We start from the raw sequence: 7455 nt of genomic DNA on the forward strand, positions 1-7455 counted from the left end.
GCGGTGGGCCCTCCTGCCGCGGCGTGAGCGTCAGGTCGCGGCCTAGCGTGAACTGCACGCGTTGCGTGTCCAAGGTGCCGAAGAAGTAGTCGTGCTTGGCCTTGTCCTTCCAAGCCTCGGAAATGTCCACCGGTACCCAACCGTGCCCGGGAACGTAGAAGTCCGCCCAGCAGTGGTAACCGGCGACCTGCCCCGCGTCCTTGTCGGTGGGCACGGGGAAGCCGATCTCGAAGCGGGCCGGGATCTGCTGCGAGCGCGCCATGGAAATGAACAGGGAATGGAAGTCGGTGCAGTTGCCGTGCTTGGCGTCGCAGGCCCACAGGGTGTCGCCGCGGCCCCAGCCCGTCCCGCTCTTGTCATAGCGCAGGGTATGGAAGACGTAGTCATAGAGGGCGAGCGCCTTGTCCAGCTCCGCGGTCTTGCCGGCGGTCTGCTGGGCGGCGATCTCTGCCGGCAGGCCGCTGATGGGCACCAGCTTGTCGGGCGCCAGGAAGCGTGCCAGGTCGCGCGGGCGTTGCGGGGCGGAGGCGTCCACGAACTTTCCGTTGGCCAGCACCGTGCGCTCGCGCCGCACCACGTCGTAGTCCACCGCGAAGTGGTATTCCGCCCGGGTGGCGTGCGCGGTCTCGGCGTACAGCAGATGGTTGCCGTACTCGCGCTCGCGCTGCGGCTTCAAGGGAAGGTCGCTGCTTTGGGAAAGCACGCGTACTTGCTGCCACTCGTCGGAGTGCGCCAGCGGGATCCAGACACGCAGGCGCTGGCCGGGAGCGACGTTCTTGATGGTGAAGGAGTAGTGGAAAGTGAAGTGATGGGGCGCGGTCTGGGCGGCGGCGGCCACGCCCAACATCACGGCGGCGGACAACAGGCACAAGGCTCGACGGAGCATGGGAACTCGTCCTTTCTTCCTCGTTGGATCTTCGAAGCTCTGGGAAACGGCCGACGGGCGTCTTAGGCGGGCTGCTGTCAGGTGAAGCCGTGGCGGAAGGAGGCCATACGGGCGCTAAGGATGCCTCGCCGCACCGGCGGGATGCAAGAGTTTTGGGGCGGGCCACCTCGGATGTGGCCGGGTAGCGTGGCCAGCCCGTCCTCCCGCCTCCCGGGCACCCCCACGGTAAACGCAACATCTTGTGGTCTCGATCCGGCCAAGCGCGATTCCTCGTACTTTCTCCCAGGAGGCCCTGCTTGGGCCGATCTCGGTATGGCGACCTGGAAAAAACCTGTTGACACAGAACGATTTGGAGGTAGGATGTGGGACCAAGTGGAACAGAGTGGAATCGGCTTCGTGGCCGGTGGGCCTTTATGTCCTGCGGTGGAGAGCAGGGGGAATGAAGGATAAGACACCGAAAGACGACCACAATCAGCCCACGATTCCGGAATTGATCACCGCTTTTGCCTCCATGGCTGCCCTCGCGGCGGCCCATACGCAGTCCAAGGCCCCGGGAAAGCGGGGCCGGTCCTATGTTTCGCGGCAATTATCCAACCCGTGTGGACGAAAAGGGACGGCTCAAGGTCCCTGCAGAGTTCAAGCGCCTGATCGACGAGAAATACGGCGCGCAGTTCTACATCACCAGCCTGGACGGCAAGGTGGCGTTGATCTACCCCTTCGAGGAGTGGCAGCGCATCGAGGAGAGGCTGGCCCGCCTCTCCAACTTCAACCCTACCAAGAAGAAGTTCCTTACCCGGACCAACTACTACGGGCAGATGGTGGAGATGGATGCCCAGGGACGGCTGTTGATTCCCGCCCTGCTGCGCCAAGTGGCCCAGATCCGGGGCGAGGTGGCGGTCATGGGATACCAGGTGTACCTGGAAGTGCGCAGCGAAGAAGCCCTGCGCAAGGATGTGGCGGAACCGTTCACGGCTGAGGATGAGAAGACTCTCGACGAACTACTGGGTACCTAGTGGTCGGGACAGAGAAAGGGCACGACGCCCCCCAGCGGGGCGGACATGGCGGTGGCAAAGCAGCTGGCCATGTTTCGGTTCTTTTAGAAGAAGCGATCGATTTCCTGGCCATCCGGCGCGGCGCTACCTGTATCGACGCGACCTTGGGTGCGGGCGGGCACAGTTTCGCTATCGCAAGACGCCTCGGCGCACCGGGTCATTTGATTGCCTGCGATAGGGACCCGCAGGCGCTGGCTCTGGCCCAACGGCGTTTGCTCCAGCCGCCGCCCGAGCTGGTCTCCGACTGGCCCCGGGTGACGCTGCTGCAGGGCCCGTTTTCCGCGCTCCCCGGGCGCATCCCGGCGGGCTCGGCCGACGGCCTGCTGGCCGACCTCGGCCTCAGCTCCCTGCAGTTGGAGGACGCCGGGCGCGGATTCAGTTTTCAGGCGGAAGCCAAGCTCGACATGCGGATGGACCCGCAGCAAGAGCTCTCCGCCGATCAAGTGGTAAATCGCTTCAGCGAGCGCGAGCTCGCGGACGCGATTTACGAATTCGGTGAGGAAAGGAGGTCGCGGAGAATCGCCAGAGCCATTGTCCGGGCGCGGCCGATAGAAACAACCGCTCATCTTGCACGAGTCATATCGGCCGCGCTCCGGCCAATGAAACCCGGGCGCATCCATCCCGCGACGCGCACCTTTCAGGCTCTCCGGATTCTGGTCAACCGCGAGCTGGACGAGTTGCGGGCGCTGTGCGACGCCGCGCCCGCGCTCCTCAAGCCGGGAGCGAGGCTGGTGGTCATCAGCTTCCACTCCCTGGAGGACCGCATCGTGAAAGACGCCCTGCGCGAGGGCGCGCAACGGGGGCTCTACCGGATCCTGACCCGCAAGCCGGTGGTCCCCACGGCACAGGAGATCGAACGCAACCCGCGGGCCCGCAGCGCCAAGCTGCGCGCCGCGGAGAGACTTTAGAGGTTCGCGCTCCGCCGGCCGGAAGGGCCGGCAGGAGCCTGGGTTTCCGGGGCGGCATCGCCTCTCTAGACTAGGGCGAACAAGATGTTCCACAACCAACCTACCTTCTCGGTGCCGCCCCGGGAAGAGTTGGGAAAGAGGTTCGGAGGTGAAGGCCATGTATACGGGCACGATGATCGAAGAGCTGATCCAGGCCGTCATGCACGCCGAAGAGCAGGCCCGGAAGCAGATTCCGGCGCCAGCGGTGGTGTGGGTGGCTGCGGCGCCTCCGCCGCCAGCCCCGCTCCTGCTCGCGCGCGCTGACTCCTACCTCGGGCCGATGGTGGGGGTGGCGTGATGGCGGCAGGCGCGCTGGCCGGCACTCCGCAGATCCGCTCCCCGTGGGGCCCGAGCCTGCGCCCGCGTGCGGCGACCGCGCTCCGGGGCACGCCGGAGATCTATTTCGCCAAGGCGATCGACAACTCCCGCCTGGTGAAGGTCGCCGACCGGCAGCGCAACCGCGAGATGGCGGTGTTCGTGGCCACCCTGTGCGTGCTGTTCGCGCTGGTGATGGTCTATGCCTGGCAGCACTTCAGCGCCATCGAGTACGGCTACAAGATCGAAGCGCAGCGCACCCAGCGCGACAGTCTGGTGGAACTGAACCGGACCCTTCGCCTGGAGGAAGCTTCGCTGCGCGATCCCGAGCGCATCGACACGCTGGCGCGGCAGATGGGGTTGGAGATGCCCCAGGCCGGCCAGGTCATCTCCCTGGAGCTGCCTGCGGGCAACGCGGCCGCGCCCGTGCTGGCGCGGGCGGCGGCGGCCCCGGTGGTCACCGTGGAGCAGTGAGGGCGCCCGGTAACAAGATCCGGCCTGACTTCAACCAAAGTTCATGACCGGGAGAGATGGCGGCCCTTCGCGGCCGCCATCTCGTTCTTTCGCAACCAGGACTGGGCAACATGGCGGGCGTTCCGCAGAACGGCTCCAAGCAGCGGCTCTACCTCCTGGGAGGCATCCTCGTCCTCTGGGCGCTGGCCATCGCCGGCCGCCTGGTGCAGTTGCAAGTGCTGGACTTCGGCGAGTTCACCCAGCGCGCCCAACGCCAGCAGCAGCGCTCGATCGAGGTCGCCCCCCGCCGCGGCGTCATCTACGACCGCAACGGCCACGAACTGGCCATGTCCATCGAGGTGGATTCCGTCTTCGCCGTGCCCGGCGAGATCCCCGACCAGGCCACCGCCGCCGGCCTGCTGGCCAAGGTGCTGGGCGCCGATCCCGCCGACATCGAGGCCCGGCTGAAGTCCTCCCGCGCCTTCGCCTGGATCGCCCGCAAGCTGGACGCCGACACCGCCGACCGCATCCGCGCCCTCAACCTGCGCGGCATCTACTTCCAAAAGGAGTCGCGGCGCTTCTATCCCAAGCGCGAGCTGGCGGCCCAGGCGCTGGGCTACGTGGGCATGGACGACGAAGGCCTGGGCGGCCTGGAGCGCGCCTACGACGCCCGCCTGCGCGGCAAGCCCGGCAGCATGATCATCACCATGGACGCCAAGCGGCGCTGGTTCGGGCGGGTCGAGCGCCAGCCCGAGTCCGGCGACAATCTCGTCCTCACTATCGACGAGAAGATCCAGTACATCGCCGAGCGCGAGCTGGAAGCCGCCATGCAGCGGACCCACGCCGCCGCCGGTACGGTGGTGGTGGAGAACCCGCGTACCGGGGAGATCCTGGCCCTGGCCAACCGCCCCACCTTCAATCCCAACACCTTCCGCACCGCCGATCCGCAGGCGCTCAGCGACCGCGCCGTCAGCGACGTCTATGAGCCCGGTTCTACCTTCAAGGTCGTCACTCTGGCGGGAGCGCTGGACCAGGGCCTGACCCGGCCCGACGAGGTAGTGGACTGCCAGATGGGCTCCATCACCATAGCCGGCAGAAAGATCCACGACCACAAGCCCTACGGCGACCTGACCGTGGCCCAGGTCCTGGCCAAGTCCAGCGACGTGGGCGCCATCAAGGTGGGCCTGCGCCTGGGCGACCAGCGCTTCGACCACTACATCCGCGCCTTTGGTTTCGGCTCCCAGACCGGCATCGAGCTGCCGGGCGAGACCCGCGGCATCGCCCGCCCCGTCAGCCGCTGGTCCAAGGTTTCCATCGGCGCCATCTCCATGGGCCAGGAGATCGGGGTCTCCGCCGTGCAATTGACCGCCATGATCTCCGCCATCGCCAACGACGGCGTCTGGGTGGCGCCCCGCATCGTGGCTGGGACCACTCCGCCCGGGCCGCTGCAGCCGGTCGCCTTCCACCCCGCCCAGCAGCGCCGCGTGATCTCCACCCTCACCGCCGCGGAGATGAAGAAGATGATGATGGGCGTGGTGATGCCCGGCGGCACCGGCCCCCGGGCCATGCTCGACGGCTACACCGTGGCCGGCAAGACCGGCACCGCGCAGAAAGCCGATCCCGCCACCCATACTTACTCCAAGAGCAAGTACGTGGCCTCCTTCGCCGGCTTCGCCCCGGTGAACAATCCCGCCGTCACCATCGTTGTGATCCTGGATTCCCCGGTGGGAGAGCACGAGGGCGGCGAGGTCGCCGCTCCCGTTTTCCAACGCATCGCCAAGCAGGTGCTCGCCTATCTCAACGTCCCCCAGGACGTGGTACCCAGCAACCTCGAAGCCCGCCGCGCCCTGCTGGCCGCTTCCCGCGTACGCGACGAGGACATGGCCGAAGGCGCCACCGACCGCTTGGAAGAAGCCGCCGACTCTGCCGAAGCTACATCCCAGCCCGCCGACCCCGGCCCGCAGCCCTTGGCCCAGGCCGCGTCGCCCCAGTGGGCGCCGGTCGCGGCCAAGCCGGGATCGCCCCCGCCACCGCAGGCGCGGGTCCAGCCGCCAGCCCCAGTTCCAGCTTCCCCGACGCAGGGCGGGACGGTGATCATGAATGTAGAAAGCGGCGTGCTGGTGCCCTCGGTCGTGGGCTTGCCCTTGCGCGAGGCCATCGAAGCCGCCGCCCGCGCCGGCCTGGAGATCGACGCCAGTGGCAGCGGCATCGCCCGTGAGCAGAGCCCCCCGGCCGGCTCCCGCATTCCCGCCGGCGCGCGCATCGCGGTGCGCTTCTCCCGCTGAGGCCTCTCCGGTGTCAAAAAAGGTGCGGCGGAGTGCTCGGCTATAATGCGGTAACAATGACCTTCCTCGAGCTCCTGGATGGCGTCGAGACCCTGTCGCAGCGCGGGGATTCCGCCATCACGGGAGTGCAGTACGACTCCCGGCGAGTGCAGCCCGGCGACCTGTTCGTCGCCATGCGCGGCGAAAGCGCGGACGGCAACCGCTTCCTGGACGCCGCCATCGCCCAGGGTGCAGCCGCCGTGGTGACCGATTCCGCCCGGGAGTCTCCGCGCGGCGATACTCCCTGGGCCCTGGTCGTCCATGGCCGCCGCGCCCTGGCCCGCCTCAGCGCCAACTTCTACGGCCGTCCCGCAGAGAGGCTTCCGCTCACCGGCATCACCGGCACCAACGGGAAGACCACCGGCTCGTTCCTGGTGGAATCCATCTTCGCGGCTGCTGCCCGCCCCACCCTGCTGGTCGGCACCATCGAGTACCACGTGGCGGGACGCCTGCTCCCCGCTCCTCACACCACCCCGGAGGCCCTGGAGCTGAATCAGCTCTTCGCCGAGGCGCTGGCCGCGGGCGCCAGCGAGGGCGTCATGGAGGTCTCCTCCCACGCCCTGGCGCAGCAGCGCGTCTTCGGCATGCCTTTCGACGTCGCCGTCTTCACCAATCTCACCCGCGACCACCTCGACTACCACCGCACCATGGAGGAGTACCTCGCCGCCAAGCGCGTGCTCTTCGAAGGCTGCGGCACCGCCCCGCCGCGTGTGGCGGTCCTTAACCTCGACGATCCTGCGGGCGGGCAACTCGTGAAGATCAGCCGCCAGGGCGGATCTCAAGTTGTCACCTACGGTCTGGATCGCGGCGACTTCCACGCCCGCGAGGTGGCGTTCGGCTCCACCGGCACCCGCTTCCATCTGGAAAGCCCGGAGGGCTCCGTCTTCGTGCGCTCGCCGCTGCTGGGCCGGGTGAACGCGTACAACATCCTGGCGGCGGCGGCGGCCGCCGTGGCCCGCGGCTGTTCCCTGGAGCAGGTGTCCGCGGGAGTCGAGGCCCTGCGCCGCGTCCCCGGGCGCTTCGAGCAGGTGGAGTGCGGCCAGCCCTTCGCCGTGGTGGTGGACTATGCCCACACCGACGACGCGCTGCGCAATGTCACTGCCCTGGCGCGCGAGTTCGTGGGCCGCGGCGGCCGCGTGCTCACCGTCTTCGGCTGCGGCGGCGATCGCGACCGCGCCAAGCGCCCCCTCATGGGCGAGGCCGCCGGCCGCGGCAGCGACTTCGTGGTGGTCACCTCCGACAATCCGCGCAGCGAAGACCCGCAGGCCATCATGGAGGAGGCGGTCGTCGGCCTGCGCCCCACCGGCACGCGCTTCACGGTGGAGCCCGACCGCGCCCGCGCCATCGCTCTGGCCGTCGCCGAGGCCTGCCCCGGCGACATCGTGCTCATCGCCGGCAAGGGCCACGAGAAGGTGCAGGTCACGCGCGCCGGGGCCGCTCCCTTCGACGATGTGGCCGTGGCCCGCGAGATCCTGCTG

Annotated in this window: 7 protein-coding genes; 6 read left to right on the forward strand and 1 reads right to left on the reverse strand. The window is 68.2% G+C overall.

What is annotated here, in order from left to right:
* The coding region (locus tag VEG08_01860) for a transglutaminase domain-containing protein (GenBank protein ID HXZ26721.1) at positions 1–886 on the reverse strand (886 nt) is incomplete at its 3' end.
* 572 nt (positions 887–1458) lie between these two features.
* Here VEG08_01860 and VEG08_01865 point away from each other — a divergent pair.
* The 6 genes from VEG08_01865 to VEG08_01890 form a co-directional block, all read left to right on the forward strand.
* Complete coding sequence (locus tag VEG08_01865) at positions 1459–1899, forward strand: division/cell wall cluster transcriptional repressor MraZ (protein ID HXZ26722.1); 441 nt, start codon at positions 1459–1461, stop codon at positions 1897–1899.
* The gene (gene rsmH, locus VEG08_01870) at positions 1899–2846 is read left to right on the forward strand and encodes a 16S rRNA (cytosine(1402)-N(4))-methyltransferase RsmH (protein ID HXZ26723.1); all 948 of its coding nucleotides are present in this window, start codon (positions 1899–1901) and stop codon (positions 2844–2846) included. The genes VEG08_01865 and rsmH overlap by 1 nt, the downstream gene beginning before the upstream one ends.
* A 157-nt stretch (positions 2847–3003) precedes the next feature.
* On the forward strand, positions 3004–3183 hold the full coding sequence (locus VEG08_01875; protein HXZ26724.1) for a hypothetical protein: 180 nt from the start codon (positions 3004–3006) through the stop codon (positions 3181–3183).
* Positions 3183–3674, forward strand: coding sequence for a cell division protein FtsL (locus VEG08_01880; protein ID HXZ26725.1), 492 nt, complete (start codon positions 3183–3185; stop codon positions 3672–3674). Before VEG08_01875 ends, VEG08_01880 begins: the two co-directional genes overlap by 1 nt.
* Before the next feature lie 56 nt (positions 3675–3730).
* Positions 3731–5938, forward strand: a complete 2208-nt coding sequence (locus VEG08_01885) for a penicillin-binding transpeptidase domain-containing protein (GenBank protein ID HXZ26726.1) — start codon at positions 3731–3733, stop codon at positions 5936–5938.
* Positions 5939–5994: 56 nt separating this feature from the next.
* On the forward strand, positions 5995–7455 hold a 1461-nt coding region (locus tag VEG08_01890; protein HXZ26727.1), incomplete at its 3' end, for a UDP-N-acetylmuramoyl-L-alanyl-D-glutamate--2,6-diaminopimelate ligase.

The sequence above is a fragment of the Terriglobales bacterium genome (assembly GCA_035624475.1).
In the GTDB taxonomy this organism is placed as follows: domain Bacteria; phylum Acidobacteriota; class Terriglobia; order Terriglobales; family Acidobacteriaceae; genus DASPRL01.

Bases quoted from the DNA above. Each gene is read 5' to 3' on its own strand.
- VEG08_01865 (HXZ26722.1), top strand. From the start codon at position 1,459: ATGTTTCGCGGCAATTATCCAACCCGTGTGGACGAAAAGGGACGGCTC.
- VEG08_01875 (HXZ26724.1), top strand. From the start codon at position 3,004: ATGTATACGGGCACGATGATCGAAGAGCTGATCCAGGCCGTCATGCAC.
- VEG08_01880 (HXZ26725.1), top strand. From the start codon at position 3,183: ATGGCGGCAGGCGCGCTGGCCGGCACTCCGCAGATCCGCTCCCCGTGG.
- VEG08_01885 (HXZ26726.1), top strand. From the start codon at position 3,731: ATGGCGGCCCTTCGCGGCCGCCATCTCGTTCTTTCGCAACCAGGACTG.